This window comes from Bacteroides sp. NSJ-39 (assembly GCF_014287315.1).
Lineage (GTDB): Bacteria > Bacteroidota > Bacteroidia > Bacteroidales > Bacteroidaceae > Bacteroides > Bacteroides finegoldii.
The window spans coordinates 65161-82434 of the sequence record NZ_JACOOB010000015.1 but is presented as its reverse complement, the minus strand read 5'-3'; the positions used below and the strand labels follow the sequence as shown (position 1 = coordinate 82434).

The window sequence follows — 17274 nt, the reverse complement described above, 5'->3', positions numbered from 1 at the left end:
ATCAAAAGTGGAGGCCGAAGGCTACGCAACATGCCATTAATAATAGGTTTACCATAGAGATAGGAACCAGATATTTCCATTCCAGATTCAGAATCTGGTCGATACGCAAACGTGGGAAAGTCCATTTGATCCACATCAGCAGGAATACTACAAAGAATGCCTTACCGAAGAACCAGATGAAACCGGGAATGTAATCCATCACGGCATTGAATCCATCCAGCCCGACAATGTGCAACGGCATCCATCCTCCTAAAAAGATAGTGGCGGCAACGCTGGCTACGATAAACAGATTCAGGTATTCCGCCAAGTAGAAGAAACCGAAACCCATACCGGAATATTCGGTGTGGTATCCGGCTGTCAGCTCACTTTCCGCTTCGGGAAGGTCGAACGGACCACGGTTACATTCAGCGTTTCCGGCAATCAGGTAGATGATAAAGGCAATCACGGCAGGAATATGTCCTTTGAAGATAAACCATCCGTTGGCTTGTCCTTCCACAATCTCAGAGAATTGCATGGTTCCCATCAGTACTACCATCGTCATGATACTCATGCCGACGGAAAGTTCATAACTGATAATTTGCGCTCCGCTTCGCATGGCGCCAATCAGAGAGAACTTATTGTTACTACCCCATCCGGCGAGCAAAATACCGACCACACCGATACTGGAAGCAGCCAGCAGAAAGAATACACCTACATTGAAATTCAGAATTGCCGCTCCCTTGTTGAAAGGAATGCAGGCGAAAGTGAGGAATGAAGCGATAATTACCATAAATGGAGCAAGGTTGTAGAGGAAATGATCGGCGCCTTTCGGCATGAAGATTTCCTTTGTCAGCATTTTCAGCACGTCGCATACCACTTGGATAGAACCCCATTTACCGACACGGTTCGGACCGAGACGGCATTGGAAGAAACCGCAAACCTTACGTTCCATGTAGATTAGGATGATGGCGAGGATGGCGTACAATGCAACAAGGCACACACCGACAGCCACACATTCTATAAAGATGGCCAATCCTTCCGGCATGATGGAGAGGAGTAGCTCATGTATCCAGTTTGTAACTATACTAAAGTCGAACATTTTTTAGTGTTTTAGTGGTTAGTGATTACCGGTCTATATCCGGAACTACGTAGTCTATTGTTCCGCCAATAGCGATCAAATCGGCTATCTTGGCTCCCCGACAAATCGTGTCTATCGCTGCAACAAGCGGCAAACCGGTAGAACGGTAGTGGAGACGATAAGGGGTTTTGTCACCCTGACTTTCGAGGAATACACCGAACTCACCGCGACTTCCTTCCACGGCGGCATAATAACTTCCTTCGGGAACGCGGATGATGGGTTTCATCTTTTCCTGATAGGGTCCTTCGGGAATATTGTCTATCAATTGCTCGATGATATTCAGGCTTTCCATGATTTCGTCCATACGTACCAGATAACGGGCAAAACAGTCGCCTTCCGTATAAATGATTTCCTTGAAATCCACTTTGTCATATACACCGTATGGCATTCGTTTGCGTACATCGCAGGCCCATCCTGAAGCGCGGCCCGTACCTCCCGTACAACCAAAAGAAATCGCATCTTCACGACTCAATATACCGACACCTTTCATACGGCTTTGTGCAATGATATTGCCTGTAAATATATCGTGGTATTCGTGGATAACTCCTCTTAAATAAGGAATGAACTCTTTTACTCGTTTGACGAAGTTAGGATGAAGGTCAGCCTGTACACCGCCAATCGTATTATAGTTCATAATCAAACGTCCGCCACAAGTCTCTTCAAAGATATCAAGGATCTTTTCGCGGTCGCGGAATCCATAGAAAAAAGCTGTCAAGGCTCCTAAGTCCATAGCCAGACAGGAGTAGAATAACAAGTGAGAATCAATACGTTGCAATTCGTCCATGATCGTGCGGATATATTGCACACGTTCACTTACTTCGATCCCCATCGCTTTCTCAATACACATACATAATGCGTGACGATTCTGATGCGCACCCAGATAGTCAAGACGGTCTGTCAAGGCCAATGTTTGCGGATAAGTGAGGCTTTCATTCATCTTTTCGATACCCCGATGGATATAACCGCAGTTGGCGTCAATCTTACGGATGATCTCACCTTCTAGTGAAACACGGAAACGCATAACACCATGTGTAGCAGGGTGCTGCGGACCGATGTTGACCACATATTCTTCTTCCCCGAAAAGTCTGGTTTCTTTGTTTTTAATTGTTCCGTCAGGGTTCAGCTCGATTTCTTGAGTTGTATCGAACGTCTCCTCATTGGTCATGCAGAGCGGGTTGTCTTTTTCTGGATCATTGTCTTTGCGCATCGGATGACCTACCCAGTCATTGCGCAGGTAAAGACGGCGCATATCGGGATGACCTATAAAGGTGATACCATAGTAATCGAAAACTTCCCGTTCATAGAAGTCGGCTATTTTCCATATATCGCTGACAGACGGGATTTCCGGTTGTTCGCGGTTTGTTGTCGCAGTTTTCAGTGCTATCCGTTCGCCCGTAACGGTAGATTCCAAATGATAGACTACGCCTAATCCACGGAGCTTCTCCGGAGCGTCTTTCTCATCTGCCACTCCCCAGTCCATACCGGTAAGGCTTTCGAGAAAGTCCATCTGCTTCTCATTTCGCAAGCGCAACATCTCGTCGTGTAATGCTGCAGGGGCTATAAATTGTATTTCTTGCATAAATCCTTTTTAATACCTTATTCTTCATTATTTAAATAGTCCGGCTTCTTCTCTTTTCTGTTCACTCCACCAAAGAATCGTTCTATTTTCACTTTGCGTTGCAATTGCATCATGCCATAATAGAAAGCTTCGGGACGTGGCGGGCATCCGGGAATGTATACATCGACCGGGAGAATCTTGTCTACTCCATTCACCACATGATAGGATTTCTTGAAAGGACCTCCGCTAACAGCACATCCGCCTACAGCAATTACATACTTCGGATCGGGCATTTGATCGTACAGTCGTTTCAATACCGGAGCCATCTTATTAGTGATTGTTCCACATACCATAATCATATCAGCCTGACGCGGACTGGCACGGGCTACTTCAAACCCGAAGCGGGCCATATCATAACGGGCGGCACCCAGTGCCATAAATTCGATACCGCAACAACTGGTTGCAAAAGTAAGCGGCCACAGTGAATTGCTGCGTCCCCAGTTGATGAAGTCGTCAAGAACTCCGAGAGCGATGTTTGCCCCTCCGGCATTGAGCTCTTTGACCAACTTTTCCAATGATTCATTGTCAATGAACTCCTCATAAGGAATTGATTTTATTTTGGGCTTTTTGGTTATTTCCATTCCAAAGCTCCTTTCCTCCAGGCATACGCAAGGCCCAGAACTAAGATAATAAAGAAGAAGAGAATACTAACAAGTCCCTGCGGGCCTAAATCTTGCATGACCACTGCCCATGGAAACAGAAAAGCTGTTTCAACGTCGAACATCAGGAACAGGATGGCAAACAGGTAATAGCCCACACGGAACTGCATCCATGATTTACCACGTGTCGGGATACCACATTCGTAAGCCTCGAATTTTTGTGCGTTGTACGAACGGGGAGAGATAGCGCGTGAAAGAGCTATCACCACACCGACAAAAGCAAGCGCTGTCAGTAAAACAACAACTAAAAATGTAAAATTCATAATTCAATAGCTGTTTAGATTGAATATTATATAGAAATAAACAATTAGTTTGTCCACCCTCTGGGGGATAAAACCAACTGTAAGAGATGACGAATGAAAGTGCCGACTGTACCGTCGGCTAAACCACAATCTTTCTTAACCCATATATATAATAGGAGATAGGATCGTAGAAATATTCGGAAGAGTGAAGCGAAGATGAGAGAGGCGGACTTTGGAATTTATAATGTTCGCAAAAGTAAGTGATCAGCAACAGTATACTTTTATCTGCCGGAACATGTGCGATGTCCGTATGATTCATATCGCAGGATTGGGTGGAATAAAGATGGTAAAGGCGTTCCAAAGCATTATGTACCGGACAGTCCTGAGACACATAGCACTTCTCCTGCCGATAAGTCGGGGAGGAAGCTTTGCTATTGTTTTCCATTGCCCCGTCTGTAGCGCAATGAATGAGCAAAGCCAGTACCAAAAGTAGTCCGAATTTTAAGCTTTGTTTCATCTTTCTCTTTTAATGGCTGCAAATATAGAACTAATATTTATACTTTTTGCAAAGTCGGGGTGGCAAAAAAGGTTTTTTTAGCACTCCGGTTGATTTATATCAATCTTTGTTTAGTTCTTCTTCCAAAAGTCGGAAGTGAAAAGCAATAATACTGTAAACAATTCCAAACGTCCCAAGAGCATTAAAAAAGAAAGCAGCCATTTGGCGGCATCAGGCAATTCACTCCATGAGAAGGCCGGACCGCATGTACCGAGTCCCGGTCCCATATTACCCATACTTGAGATAACCGTTCCGATTGATTCCAGAAAACCGACTCCCAGCCCCATCATAATGAGTATGCTGATAATAGAAATTACCGCGTACAAAAAGGTGAAGGCCAATACTGTAGATTGGATGGAAGGGGAGATAACCTGTTTGTTCACACGTACCGGAAGTACGGCATTGGGATGCAGGATATGTTTGAATTCATTTTTTACTACCTTGAAGAGGATCACCATGCGGATACATTTGATACCTCCGGTTGTACTGCCTGCGCAGGCTCCGATGATCATTACGATAAGGAGACACCCCCAAAGAATAGAAGGCCAGAGCATATAGTCGGCTGTGGCGAATCCTGTCGAAGTCTGTAGTGAAATAACTTGGAAGAGGGATTTGCGGAATGCTTCTTCTACGCTCATCGGAGAAGTCTGATAGAGCCAGACTGCAATGAATATGGTGAAGAAAGATACGCATAGGAAATAGAATTTCAGTTCCGCATCATGGATGAACTTCTTTATTTTACCATTGAACATGAGCAGTAGCAACGTAAAGTTGATACCTGAAAGGAACATGAAAATAGAGATTACATAATCTATATAAGGCGAATGGTAATACTCGATACTGGCCTGTTTGGTGGAAAAGCCACCTGTACTGGTTGTTGTGAAAGCATGACATACACTGTCAAATATGCTCATGCCTCCCACTGTCAGTAATATAATCAGAGTTCCCGTCATTCCGGCATAGATTCCCCATATCCATTTGGCGGTGACACCAATACGGGGATGCACTTTGTCATGCGTTGGTCCGCTGGCTTCCGCTGCAAATACCTGGATACCTCCCACACCGAAAATCGGTAGAACGGCAATGGTGAAGAATACAATTCCCAAACCACCTATCCATTGCGTCATTGCACGCCAGAATAGGATTCCGTGAGGCATTGATTCGATATTGTTCAAGATAGTGGCACCGGTACTGCTGAATCCGGACATTGTCTCGAAGAATGCGTCGGCGACATTGGGAATATATCCTCCTATATAATAAGGTAACATCCCGAAAAGGGAAAATGTAACCCACGCCACACTGACAATGACATATCCGTCACGTCGGTTGAGTGATTTTTCCGCCCCTTTGCCGATGGCGAGCAATACAACGCCTATACCGGCAGAAAGAGCTGATGAGATTAGGAAACTTTTTAAATCCCCTTCTTCATAGAAGAGCGAGACACCTCCGCAGCATAGTAACATGGCTGTTTCTATCAGAAGCAGAAAGCCTAGAATCCGGAATATCATCTTCGAGTTAATCATAACAATTACCTGATACTTACTATCTAATTAAAGAATTTAATTAAAGAACTTCTCAATTTTCTTAATCATCATACTCAGGCAGAACACCACTACGTGGTCACCCGGTTGAACCAACGTATCACCGGTTACCAGTATTCCCTCTCCATTACGGATCATACCTCCGATGGTAGTTCCTTTCGGAAGCCCTAAGTCTTTGATCAAATGCTTGGTTATCTTAGCTCCGGCGGGAACGGTAAACTCTGCAACATCCGCATTGGCGAATGTCAGGCATTTTACATTAGACACATCAGCATCCAGCATCATCTGGTAGATGTGGCTGGCGGCGATCATTTTTTTATTGATAACCGTGCCGATGTCGAGACTTTCCGCCATACCGATATAGTCGATATTCTCCACCTCCGCAACAGTCTTTTCCACTCCCATGCGTTTGGCGGCGAGACAGGCAAGGATGTTGGTTTCGGAATTCCCGGTCAGGGCAACGAAGGCTTCTGTGTTTTTCAGCCCTTCTTCAATAAGAAGATCCATGTCACGGCCGTCCCCGTTGATAATCATCGTCTTGTCATCCAATAATTCGGTCAGTCGGTTGCAACGATTGATATCATTATCGACGATTTTCACTTGCATATAGTCCGGCACATATTGGGCGGTACGGACAGCGATGCGGCTTCCACCCATAATCATTACATTACGCACGTCGGCATAATCCTCTTTCCCGGCTATCTTACGTATATAAGGAATATATTTGCGGGTAGTGGTGAAGTAAACAATATCATTTAGTTTGATTACATCGTCTCCGCGCGGGATAATGGTTTCCGTTCCACGTTTGATGGCTACTACGTGATATGGAATGGTGGGACCGCCTAACTGATGTAGGGGAATATTTAGAATTTCCGCTTTCTTACGCATCTTTGTACCGATCAGCACGAGTGCTCCTCCGCAAAACTCCCACCATTGACGTACCCAGCTCATACGCATGGAAGATACAATCTCTTTAGCAGCCAACATTTCCGGATAGATCAATGAATCTACTCCCAGTTTTTGGAAGAACTCTTTGTTTTTAGGCAGAAGATATTCGTAGTTGTCGATACGCGCTACTGTCTTCTTTGCTCCCAAGTTGGTAGCCAGCATACAGGCAGTCATATTGCGGCTCTCATCCGGAGTGACTGCGATAAACAGATCGGCCTCTTTGACACCCACCTCCTTTAGTCCGGAAATGGAAGAAGGAGAGGCGGCAACTGTCAGCAAGTCGAAGTTAGAGCTGAGAGCGCTTAGCTTCTCTTCGTCATCATCCATCAAGATAATATCTTGCTTTTCACGCGATAACAATTTGGCCAAATGGGTGCCTACGTTGCCGGCACCGGCAATAATGATCTTCATGTCAGTTGATAAATTCTTTTATTTTAGTCAGAATACCTTCTTCGTCCATACCGCATAAATGATACAGCTCTGCAACTGAACCATGTTCCACAAATATATTAGGAATGCCGATACGTTTTAAGGTCGGCTTATATTCATTGTCGGCCATAAATTCAAGAATCGCACTACCCATACCACCTTTGATGATACCGTCCTCGATGGTGAGGATACGTTGATGCTTCCGTCCGATTTCATGTAATAGCCTTTCATCCAAAGGCTTCAGGAAACGTAAGTCGTAATGAGCGATAGACTTGCCCAGTTCCGATTCAGCACGGGAAATGGCACGGGCGGCAGTGTTGCCTATCGGGCCGATTGTTATAACCGCAAGGTTGTCACCATCTTTCAGTTTCCTACCTTTTCCTACCGGGATTTCTTCCAACGGACATTTCCAGTCAACCACTACCCCGCGTCCTCGCGGATAACGGATCACAAACGGACCTTTATCCGGCAGTTGTGCTGTGTACATCAATCGGCGCAATTCATGTTCATCCATTGGGGAGGAGATGGTCAGGTTGGGTATCGGACGCAAATAAGCCATATCGAAAGCTCCGTGATGAGTCGGACCGTCTTCGCCGACAAGTCCGGCACGGTCGAGACACAATATAACGGAAAGATTTTGTATGGCTACATCGTGGATCATATTATCATACGCCCGTTGCATAAACGAGGAATAGATATTACAGAATGGCAACATCCCGTCTTTAGCCATTCCTCCGGAGAAGGTAACGGCGTGTCCTTCGGCGATACCGACATCGAACGCGCGTTCGGGCATTTTCTCCATAAGAATATTCATCGAACAACCGCTGGGCATGGCGGGGGTCACACCGACAATCTTTGGATTAGCTTCTGCAAGCTCCACTAGGGTATGACCGAATACCTCCTGAAAGAGAGGAGGCATTCCCTCCGTGTTGGCTATGAAACGTTCGCCGGTGACAGGATCGAACTTGCCCGGAGCATGCCATTCGGTAGCGTGTTCTTCTGCCGGTGCAAATCCTTTTCCTTTGATTGTGTGCAGATGAAGGATTTTGGGACCTTGCAAATCTTTAATATCATGCAACACCCGGGCTAGGTTCTTCACGTCGTGCCCGTCTATCGGACCGAAGTAACGGATATTCATCCCTTCGAAAATATTCTGTTGTTGGGCAGCCATCGATTTCAAGCTATTGCCGAAACGTATCAGCGCTTTGCGACGTTCTTCATTCAGAATACCGAGCTTGAACAACATCCGTGAAAGTTTGAAACGCAATTGGTTGTAACGGTTGGAGGTTGTCAGATTGAAAAGATATTGTTTCATTCCTCCCACGCTACGGTCAATTGCCATATCGTTGTCATTCAGGATAATCAGCAGGTTATTAGGCGTAGTGGATGCGTTGTTAAGTCCTTCAAAAGCCAGTCCGCCACTCATCGAACCATCGCCAATGATGGCTACGACATGACGTTGGGTTTCTCCTTTCCGGGCAGCAGCTACAGCCATGCCGAGAGCAGCAGAGATGGAATTGGAAGCATGTCCGCAAGTGAAAGTATCATATTCACTTTCTTCCGGTGACGGGAAAGGGCGGATTCCCCCAAATTTGCGGTTCGTGGAAAAAGCCTCGCGACGCCCTGTCAGAATTTTGTGGCCGTACGCCTGATGTCCCACATCCCATACAATACGGTCGTATGGCGTATTGTAAACATAGTGTAAGGCTACAGTCAATTCCACCGTCCCCAGACTGGCAGCAAAATGTCCCGGGTTGCAGCAGAGCTCTTTAATAATGTCTTGCCTTAGTTCATCGCATACTTCCGGCAGTTGGTCTACGTCTAGTTTTCGTAGGTCTTCGGGGTAATTAATAGCATTTAGCAAGTTATATATCGGTTCATTCTTCATGATTCGAGGAAATTTAGCGCAAAAATACGAAAAGAAAGTATACTTTTGCCCACGAAACGTAATAAAATGTAGGAAAATCATGATGAACTTTCAAACATCTGTGGGATTGCCGGTCGGACTGCCGCCTATCAGCCATATATCTCCTATTCTTTTGATGGGATCTTGTTTTGCTGAGAATATGGGAACTTTCTTGACAGAGGCCAAGTTTCAACTGGATTTGAATCCTTTCGGAATTCTGTATAATCCTTTGTCCATATCCTCAGCTTTGAAAGAGATTATTACAAAAAAAGAATATACGGAGAAAGATTTGTTTGCTTATAGAGGGCTGTGGCATAGTACTATGCATCATGGCTCTTTTTCGGCTACTACTCCAGAGGCTACGTTGCAGAATATCAATGCCCGTTTGCTGCAAGCCCATCAGACTGTGCCGAAGCTTGATTGGCTGATGTTGACTTTCGGAACGGCTTATGTTTATGAAGCAAAAGAGACAGGAAAGGTAGTCTCCAATTGTCATAAATTACCGGAGAATGATTTTAATCGCCGACTTTTGTCTGTGGATGAAATAGTAGATGAATACACTTCATTGATTACCGATATGGCTGCTTGCAATGCAACCTTGAAATTCTTGTTTACAGTCAGTCCCATCCGTCATATCCGGGATGGAATGCACGCCAACCAATTGAGTAAATCGACTTTGTTGCTGGCCGTCGACCGGTTGCAGCAATCGTTCCCGGAACAAGTTTTCTACTTCCCCTCTTATGAAATCGTATTGGATGAATTACGCGATTATCGCTTCTATGCGGATGATATGTTGCATCCGTCTCCGTTGGCGGTCCATTACCTTTGGGAACGCTTTTCCGAAACCTTCTTTTCCGCTGAAACAAAGCAGGTTATCCGCGAAGTAGAAGACATCCGCCGGGACTTGGCGCACAAGCCCTTTCATCCCGGGTCCGAAGCGTATCAACGCTTTTTAGGACAAATAGTGTTAAAAATAGAACGACTTATCAGAAAATACCCGTACTTAGATTTTCAAAAAGAAACAGAACTATGTCATACGCGATTGAATCCATAGCCCAAAGTATCGGTGCCCGCCGTGTGGGTGAATATGAAGCGACTATCGATTGGCTCTTAACAGATAGCCGTTCCCTGAGTTTTCCGGAAGAAACCCTTTTCTTTGCATTAACCACCAAACGCAATAGTGGAGTCCGCTACATCCCCGAACTGTACGACCGGGGTGTCCGAAACTTTGTGATCTCCGAGGAAGAGTTTAAACAAGTTGAGAATGGAGAGTTGAGAATTGAGAGTGCTATGCAGGATGATGATGCGCAGCCAATTCTCAATTCTCAACTCTCAACTCTCAATTTCCCCTCAACTCTCAATTTCCTCATCGTTCCCAACCCTCTGAAAGCATTGCAGAAACTGGCTGAGGTACATCGGGAGAAGTTTAATATTCCTGTAATCGGTATCACCGGAAGCAATGGAAAAACCATTGTGAAAGAGTGGTTGCACCAATTGCTGAGTCCGGACCGTTGTATCGTCCGTTCTCCGCGTAGTTATAATTCGCAGATTGGTGTTCCATTGTCTGTGTGGCAACTTTCCGAAGAAGCAGAATTGGGAATTTTCGAGGCGGGTATTTCTGAGATGGGGGAAATGGGGGCATTGAAACGGATGATAAAGCCTTCTATCGGTATTCTGACGAATATCGGTGGTGCTCATCAAGAGAACTTTTTTTCATTGCAGGAGAAGTGCATGGAAAAGCTAACCCTTTTCAAAGATTGTGATGTCGTGATTTATGATGGTGATAATGAGTTGATTAGCAATTGTGTGGCGAAATCAATGCTGACTGCACGTGAGATTGCCTGGAGCCGTACGGATATTGAACGTCCCTTGTACATCAGCCGTGTGACAAAGAAAGAAGACCATACCGTTATTGCTTACCGTTATCTGAATATGGATAACACTTTCTGTATTCCTTTCATCGACGACGCCTCCATCGAAAACGTACTAAACTGCTTGGCTGCCTGCCTTTACTTGATGACTCCCGCCGATCAGATAACGGAACGCATGGCACGCCTCGAACCGATTGCCATGCGCCTTGAAGTGAAAGAGGGAAAGAATAACTGCCTATTGATTAATGATAGCTATAATTCGGATCTGGCCTCTCTGGATATAGCTCTTGACTTCCTGGTGCGCCGTTCTGAAAAGAAAGGACTGAAACGTACGCTGATTCTGTCGGATATTCTGGAAACAGGACAGAGTACTGCCACGCTTTATCGGCGTGTAGCCCAATTGGTGCAGAGTCGGGGTATTGATAAATTGATAGGAGTAGGGCCGGAAATCTCTTCGTGTGCCGCTCGTTTTGACGACGGGATAGAACGTTATTTCTTCCCTAATACCGAAGCGCTTCTTAAATCAGAACTGCTCAAATCCCTTCATTCGGAAGTGATTCTGATAAAGGGTTCTCGTGTGTTCAACTTTGATCTGGTGTCCGAAGCGCTCGAACTGAAAGTGCATGAAACGATATTGGAAGTAAATCTAGGCGCGATGGTGGAGAACTTGAATCATTACCGCTCCATGTTGCGCCATCCTGAGACGAAAATGATCTGCATGGTGAAGGCGTCGGCATACGGAGCCGGTTCATACGAGATAGCCAAGACTTTGCAGGAACATCATGTTGACTACTTGGCTGTGGCGGTAGCCGATGAAGGTTCCGAACTGCGCAAAGCGGGTATCACGTCCTCTATCATCATCATGGATCCGGAGCTTACAGCGTTCAAAACGATGTTTGACTATAAACTGGAGCCGGAAGTTTATAATTTCCATTTGCTTGATGCGCTGATTAAAGCCGCAGAAAAGGAAGGGATCACCAATTTCCCTATTCATGTGAAACTGGATACGGGAATGCATCGGCTGGGTTTTGAAGCGGAAGATATTCCCTTGCTTATCCGTCGCTTGAAGAATCAGAATGCGGTAATTCCCCGTTCGGTATTCTCTCATTTCGTAGGCAGTGATTCTCCTCAATTTGACGCTTTCACCCGGCAGCAAATCGAATTGTTTGAAAAAGGCTCGCAAGAATTGCAGGCGGCTTTCTCGCATAAGATTTTACGCCATATCTGCAATACGGCAGGAATCGAGCGTTTTCCCGGAGCACAGTTTGACATGGTACGGCTAGGTATCGGACTTTACGGAGTGAGTCCGATAGACAACTCGATTATACATAATGTCAGCACGCTCAAGACAACCATACTTCAGATTCGGGATGTCCCCGAAGAAGATACGGTGGGATATAGCCGGATGGGACACTTGATACGTCCGTCCCGTATAGCCGCTATCCCTATCGGTTATGCCGATGGCCTGAACCGACACTTGGGGCGTGGAAATGCTTACTGTCTGGTGAACGGCAAGAAAGCCCCTTATGTGGGCAATATCTGCATGGATGTCTGTATGATAGACGTTACGGACATCGACTGCCGTGAAGGTGACCAAGCTATAATCTTCGGTGACGACCTGCCGATCACAGTATTGTCCGACAAGCTGGATACGATTCCGTACGAAGTGCTGACTAGCATATCGACGCGGGTGAAACGGATATATTATCAGGATTAGTTCACCACAGAGGACACGGAGTTTTTTCAAAGATACAAATCAGATACTGAGGATACTGACAGCGTATTATGAAAAAAGGACTCTGTGCCCTCTGTGTCCTCTGTGGTGAATAAAAATCTGTGTTAATCCGTGTGATCTGTGATGAAAATAATTATCTTTGTACCGACTAATAAAAACCTCTTTATCAAATAAACTTATGACAAACTTATTATTGTTAGGCTTTTTGCCTAGTGGGTCCGAATGGATTATTATCGCTTTGGTTATCCTTCTTCTTTTTGGCGGAAAGAAAATTCCTGAATTGATGCGTGGCTTGGGAAAAGGAGTGAAGAGCTTCAAAGACGGAGTGAATGATGCGAAAGAGGAAATAAATAAGGCAAAAGAAGACCTGGACAAACCGGCGGACTCAAGTAAGTAAAGCAAGTACGGATGGCAGAAATGACCTTTTGGGATCATTTGGATGAACTGCGCAAGGTACTTTTCCGGGTGATCGGAGTTTGGTTTGTATTGGCAATAGGTTATTTTATTGCTATGCCTTACCTTTTTGATCATGTGATATTGGCACCTTGCCACAATGATTTCATATTCTACGATTTATTACGGCATATCGGTCAGGCGCTTGATTTGACCGATGATTTCTTCACACAAGAATTTCAAGTGAAGCTGGTCAATATCAACTTGGCGGCTCCTTTCTTTATACATATGTCGACAGCCTTTTGGATGTCGGTAGTCACTGCCATGCCTTATCTTTTCTTTGAAGTATGGCGCTTTATCGGTCCTGCCCTTTATCCCAATGAAAAGAAAGGAGTGCGTAAAGCTCTGACAGTTGGAACGGTGATGTTCTTTGTCGGTGTTTTGCTGGGTTACTTTATGGTTTATCCGTTGACGCTCCGTTTTCTTTCCACCTATCAGTTGAGTGCGGAAGTGGAGAACATTCTGTCGCTCAATTCCTATATCGACAATTTTATGATGTTGGTACTCTGTATGGGGCTGGCTTTTGAATTGCCGTTAGTGACCTGGCTGCTATCCCTGCTGGGAATAGTCAATAAGTCTTTCTTGCGGAAGTACCGTCGCCATGCGATTGTCATCATTGTGATAGCTGCTGCCATTATTACTCCGACAGGCGATCCGTTTACATTGAGTGTTGTCGCTATTCCGCTTTATCTGCTATACGAAATGAGTATCCTGATGATAAAGGATAAGAAGAAAACCGAAGAGGAAATAGAAGATGAAATTGCCCTGTCAGAAGAGTGAAGCGATAGAATCTTATGAATTACTTCTAGCAGTCTGCAAGGCGGGAGAGGATGAACTGACCGTTGGTTACAAGCAGATGCGCGACTTGCTCGAACGTATTTGCCGGGCGCAAATGCAGAGCAGCAGTTTGCAAATGACCGACCTCTCGGCGCGAATCAGTTTTATTGCTGCCAAGACCGGACTTTCGGTAGGAGAGCAGAACCGGCTTCATACTTTCCGCCTGACTTCCAATCAAATCCTGAACCGCTGTCTCGAACCGAACAGGGAAAAACTCTTGCGGGATGTTAAAACACTGGCCTTTCTGGTCCGCAAACTTTCGGGAGAGAATATTCCGGATGAGTTATACCGTTTGCTTCCCCGTGCGGACGCTACCTATCTGGTTGCCCCTCCTGCCCGTGAACGAGTTCGGCGAATGCGTGTCTGTTTTCAATATGCGGACGAACAATATCTGTATGTGACTCCTTTGGACGAAGTCTCGGAGAGACCCTATCTTGTCCGCTATAATATACCTCAAATAAACGAAGAGTTTGCAGAAACCTGTAAGCTGCTTTGGCAACATGCCCAGATGAATCTGCTTGACGTTGCGATAGATGAGGCGGGAATCCTTACCCCTTCTTTTATCGTTCTCGAACCGGATTATCTGATTGATATCAGTTCGCTTGCAGAGTGTTTCCGCGATTACGGACACCATCCGGGAAACTACTTCCTTTCCCGAATGCAACCGATTGAGAATGCCCGTCCCCTGTTACTGGGAAATATTGCCAATCTCTTTCTGGATGAATGGATTCATGCGCCGAACGAGGATATTGATTATCGGACTTGTATGCAAAAGGCTTTCCGCCGCTATCCCATAGAATTGGCGGCTTGCCCCGATTTGCGGGACAGAGAGAAGGAACGTCAATTCTTTGATGATTGCAAATTGCATTTCGAGCATATCCGCGAAACGGTGAATGATACTTTTCATACTGCCGGATACGAATTGGACAAGACGGATGCGGTGCTTGAACCTTCTTATATCTGCGAAGCGCTCGGACTGCAAGGTCGCCTTGATTATATGCAACGGGATATGTCCTCCTTCATCGAAATGAAATCGGGTAAAGCTGACGAGTACGCTATCCGCGGCAAGGTGGAACCGAAAGAGAACAACAAGGTGCAGATGTTGCTTTATCAGGCAGTATTGCAATACTCTATGGGGATGGATCACCGGAAAGTAAAAGCCTATTTGCTTTATACCCGTTATCCGCTTCTTTACCCTTCACGGCCTTCTTGGGCAATGGTGCGCCGTGTGATTGATTTGCGCAACCGGATCGTAGCCGATGAATATGGTATCCAGTTGCATAACAATCCGGAATATACTGCACGGAAGTTAGAGGAGATCAATGCTTCCACATTGAATGAACGTGGCTTGCGAGGACGTTTCTGGGAAACCTATTTGCGGCCGCCCATTGATCGCTTTCAGGAGAAGTTGCAGAGGCTTTCCGCCATAGAAAAGAGCTATTTTTATGCGGTCTATAATTTTCTGACGAAAGAACTTTATACTTCTAAGTCCGGTGATGTGGATTATGAAGGGCGTACGGGTGCGGCTTCCTTGTGGCTTTCCACATTGGCCGAGAAATGCGAAGCCGGTGAGATTATCTATAATTTGCGGATTCGTGAAAATCATGCCGCCGACGAGCATAAAGCTTATTTATTATTGGTACGTTCCGATTTCGAAGAAAAGGAACTGCCGGAGACAGTAGCGGACAATGATATACAAAACGTACTTCCTAATTTCCGTCAAGGTGATGCCATTATCCTCTATGAACGAAACTGCGGGACGGATAATGTAACCAATAAAATGGTATTCAAGGGCAATATCGAACATCTGACCGATCATGAAATAAGTATCCGCCTTCGGGCTACACAGCAGAATCCTTCGGTGCTCCCTGCCGATAGCCTTTATGCGATAGAACATGACATGATGGATACGACATTCCGCTCCATGTATCAAGGATTGTACGCTTATCTCTCTGCAACACAGGAACGTCGCGACTTATTGCTGGCCCAGCGTCCGCCGAAGTTCGACGAATCATTGGATTCTCTTGTTTCACAGGCGAAAGACGACTTCACCCGTGTCGCATTGAAAGCGCAAGCCGCACAAGATTATTTTCTTCTTATCGGTCCTCCGGGAACCGGAAAGACCTCTTGTGCCTTAAAGAAGATGGTTGAAACATTCCATGCGGATAAAGGCGCTCAAATCCTTCTGCTTTCGTATACGAACCGGGCTGTCGACGAGATATGCAAATCGCTTGCTTCCATTCGTCCTGCCGTTGATTTTATCCGTGTGGGAAGTGAATTGTCGTGCGACGAGACTTACCGCACTCATCTGATAGAAAACGAATTAGCCTCCTGCAACCGCCGTTCGGAAGTTTACGAGCGTATTCGGAGTTGCCGCATCATTGTAGGAACCGTAGCGGCCATTTCCGGCAAACCGGAATTGTTCCGTCTGAAACATTTTAATGTTGCCATTATAGATGAAGCTACACAGATATTGGAACCTCAGCTATTAGGCATTCTTTGTGCACGTGGCGAAGAGGGTGGGAATGCCATTGATAAATTTATCCTGATTGGCGACTATAAGCAACTTCCTGCCGTTGTGCTGCAAAGTTCTGAACAGTCCGCTATCTACGAGGAGTCCTTGATGTCTATCGGACTGACCAACTTGAAAGATTCCCTGTTCGAACGTCTCTACCGCAACTGCACCGCTCGTCAGTCACCCCTGACCTCTCATCCTTCCTACGATATGCTTTGCCGTCAAGGTCGTATGCATCCCGAAGTGGCTCTGTTTGCCAACCGTGCTTTTTATGGAGGGCGTCTGATTCCCGTCGGATTGCCTCACCAACTGGAAGACTCCGATACTGTTTGTCGTTTGGCTTTTTATCCTTCCATACCGGAGAAGACAGGAACATCTACGAAAATAAACCATTCGGAAGCCCGTATTGTAGCGGATTTGGTTGCCCGTATCTATGAGGATTGCCGGATAGATTTCGATGAGGCGCGTACGTTGGGAATCATTACCCCTTACAGAAGTCAGATAGCACTGATTAAAAAAGAAATAGCCGCATTGGGCATTCCGGCTCTGAATCGGATTATGGTTGATACTGTCGAGCGTTTTCAAGGGAGCGAACGGGATGTAATCATCTATTCCTGTTGCATCAACAGTTATTTTCAATTAAAGTTTGTATCGAATTTAACAGAAGAAGACGGTACGCTGATTGATCGTAAACTGAATGTAGCTCTTACCCGTGCGCGAAAACAGATGTTTGTGACAGGAGTCCCTAAGTATCTGAAGTCCAATCCACTCTACGAAAGTTTATTAAATTTAATGGAGTATAAAGAGTGATTTGCTAATTTTTGCAGATGTTAGTTTTTATTCTCTC

13 protein-coding genes are annotated in these 17274 nt (G+C 45.5%); 5 read left to right on the top strand and 8 right to left on the bottom strand.

Going from position 1 to position 17274, the window contains the following annotated elements:
* Nucleotide 1: 1 nt before the first annotated feature.
* The 8 genes from nuoH to dxs form a co-directional block, all read right to left on the bottom strand.
* The gene (gene nuoH / locus H8S63_RS15430) at nucleotides 2-1078 is read right to left on the bottom strand and encodes an NADH-quinone oxidoreductase subunit NuoH (RefSeq protein ID WP_186927298.1); all 1077 of its coding nucleotides are present in this window, start codon (nucleotides 1076-1078) and stop codon (nucleotides 2-4) included.
* A 25-nt stretch (nucleotides 1079-1103) separates the two neighbouring features.
* On the bottom strand, nucleotides 1104-2696 hold the full coding sequence (locus tag H8S63_RS15425; RefSeq protein ID WP_186927297.1) for an NADH-quinone oxidoreductase subunit D: 1593 nt from the start codon (nucleotides 2694-2696) through the stop codon (nucleotides 1104-1106).
* A gap of 17 nt (nucleotides 2697-2713) precedes the next feature.
* A complete protein-coding gene (locus tag H8S63_RS15420; protein WP_007751187.1) occupies nucleotides 2714-3316 on the bottom strand; it encodes an NADH-quinone oxidoreductase subunit B in 603 nt (200 codons plus the stop codon).
* On the bottom strand, nucleotides 3307-3657 hold the full coding sequence (locus tag H8S63_RS15415; protein WP_007751185.1) for an NADH-quinone oxidoreductase subunit A: 351 nt from the start codon (nucleotides 3655-3657) through the stop codon (nucleotides 3307-3309). The genes H8S63_RS15420 and H8S63_RS15415 overlap by 10 nt, the downstream gene beginning before the upstream one ends.
* Before the next feature lie 118 nt (nucleotides 3658-3775).
* Complete coding sequence (locus H8S63_RS15410) at nucleotides 3776-4153, bottom strand: hypothetical protein (protein ID WP_186927296.1); 378 nt, start codon at nucleotides 4151-4153, stop codon at nucleotides 3776-3778.
* 110 nt (nucleotides 4154-4263) lie between these two features.
* A complete protein-coding gene (locus tag H8S63_RS15405; protein WP_007751181.1) occupies nucleotides 4264-5715 on the bottom strand; it encodes a TrkH family potassium uptake protein in 1452 nt (483 codons plus the stop codon).
* A gap of 36 nt (nucleotides 5716-5751) precedes the next feature.
* Nucleotides 5752-7092, bottom strand: coding sequence for a Trk system potassium transporter TrkA (gene trkA, locus H8S63_RS15400; protein WP_186927295.1), 1341 nt, complete (start codon nucleotides 7090-7092; stop codon nucleotides 5752-5754).
* Between the two features lies 1 nt (nucleotide 7093).
* Nucleotides 7094-8998 carry a 1-deoxy-D-xylulose-5-phosphate synthase gene (gene dxs, locus H8S63_RS15395; protein WP_186927294.1) on the bottom strand — a complete coding sequence of 635 codons (1905 nt, stop codon included), beginning with the start codon at nucleotides 8996-8998 and terminating at the stop codon, nucleotides 7094-7096.
* 82 nt (nucleotides 8999-9080) lie between these two features.
* Here dxs and H8S63_RS15390 point away from each other — a divergent pair, with 82 nt between their 5' ends.
* The 5 genes from H8S63_RS15390 (at nucleotide 9081) to H8S63_RS15370 (ending at nucleotide 17237) form a co-directional block, all read left to right on the top strand.
* Complete coding sequence (locus tag H8S63_RS15390) at nucleotides 9081-10070, top strand: GSCFA domain-containing protein (protein ID WP_186927312.1); 990 nt, start codon at nucleotides 9081-9083, stop codon at nucleotides 10068-10070.
* Nucleotides 10046-12604, top strand: coding sequence for a bifunctional UDP-N-acetylmuramoyl-tripeptide:D-alanyl-D-alanine ligase/alanine racemase (locus H8S63_RS15385; RefSeq protein ID WP_186927293.1), 2559 nt, complete (start codon nucleotides 10046-10048; stop codon nucleotides 12602-12604). The genes H8S63_RS15390 and H8S63_RS15385 overlap by 25 nt, the downstream gene beginning before the upstream one ends.
* 196 nt (nucleotides 12605-12800) lie before the next feature.
* The gene (locus H8S63_RS15380) at nucleotides 12801-13019 is read left to right on the top strand and encodes a twin-arginine translocase TatA/TatE family subunit (RefSeq protein WP_007751163.1); all 219 of its coding nucleotides are present in this window, start codon (nucleotides 12801-12803) and stop codon (nucleotides 13017-13019) included.
* Nucleotides 13020-13030: 11 nt separating this feature from the next.
* Entirely contained in the window at nucleotides 13031-13855 is an 825-nt protein-coding gene (gene tatC / locus H8S63_RS15375; protein ID WP_007751161.1) for a twin-arginine translocase subunit TatC, read from the top strand.
* Nucleotides 13830-17237, top strand: a complete 3408-nt coding sequence (locus H8S63_RS15370) for an AAA domain-containing protein (protein WP_186927292.1) — start codon at nucleotides 13830-13832, stop codon at nucleotides 17235-17237. Before tatC ends, H8S63_RS15370 begins: the two co-directional genes overlap by 26 nt.
* Nucleotides 17238-17274: the final 37 nt, after the last annotated feature.